Annotated in this window: 1 protein-coding gene; it reads left to right on the top strand. The window is 38.2% G+C overall.

Features of this window, described 5'->3' with window-relative positions; genetic code table 11:
- Nucleotides 1-111: 111 nt before the first annotated feature.
- Complete coding sequence (locus tag ACTXGO_RS15020) at nucleotides 112-675, top strand: DUF3833 domain-containing protein (protein WP_443575084.1); 564 nt, start codon at nucleotides 112-114, stop codon at nucleotides 673-675.
- Nucleotides 676-829 lie beyond the last annotated feature (154 nt).

Raw genomic sequence — 829 nt, 5'->3', positions numbered from 1 at the left:
AGTAAGGTATGATATAAAATATGTCGTAAATACTAAGATCAGATTAAGATTAACGTATCTTTAATAGTGGCAGTGCTGTTTTTAAACGATTGTCATACAAAAGGAATAAATATGAATAATCTCTTTGTTAAATCTATATGCAAGATTGCGATACCTTTTGGACTATCAACAGCGCTATTACTCTCAGGCTGCGCCACGCAAAACATTCAAACCTATCAAAACGCCAAACCGACGCTTGATATGCATGAGTTTTTCTCCGGTCAAATCGATGGTTATGGGATGTTTCAAGGGCGTAGCGGTGAGGTCAAAAAACGCTTTTGTGTCGATATTGATGCCACCCACGAAGGCGATGATGTCATCGTCTTAAACGAAAAATTCAATTGGGCAGACGGCACTAAATCGCAACGAATTTGGCGACTGACCGAGCAAGCTGATGGTCGATGGACGGGCACTGCAGGCGATGTGATAGGGCAGGCCAAAGGCGAGGTCGCAGGCAATGCTTTTCATTGGCAGTATGTGCTTGATTTACCAGTCGATGACAAAACCTACAAAGTAAATTTTGATGATTGGATGTATTTAATCAGTGATGACGTGATGCTCAATCGCGCGGTTATGAGCAAGTTTGGCGTAGAATTAGGTAGCGTGACGTTGAGTATGCAGCGTAGAGATAATTAAAGATATTTAGAGTCTTAATAACAAAATCAGATAGTTGTAAATAAACGACGTGTATTGTCGTATAGGATAAAAGTTTTCTAGATATTTAGACAAAAATTGGTTAAAGTAAACTTGTATTATCAGTTATGATTATTTGCTAATTGATTAAATTATT

This window comes from Psychrobacter sp. T6-1, from assembly GCF_052258445.1.
Note: the sequence above shows the minus strand (reverse complement) of the source record. Positions and strands in the feature narration are given on the sequence as shown.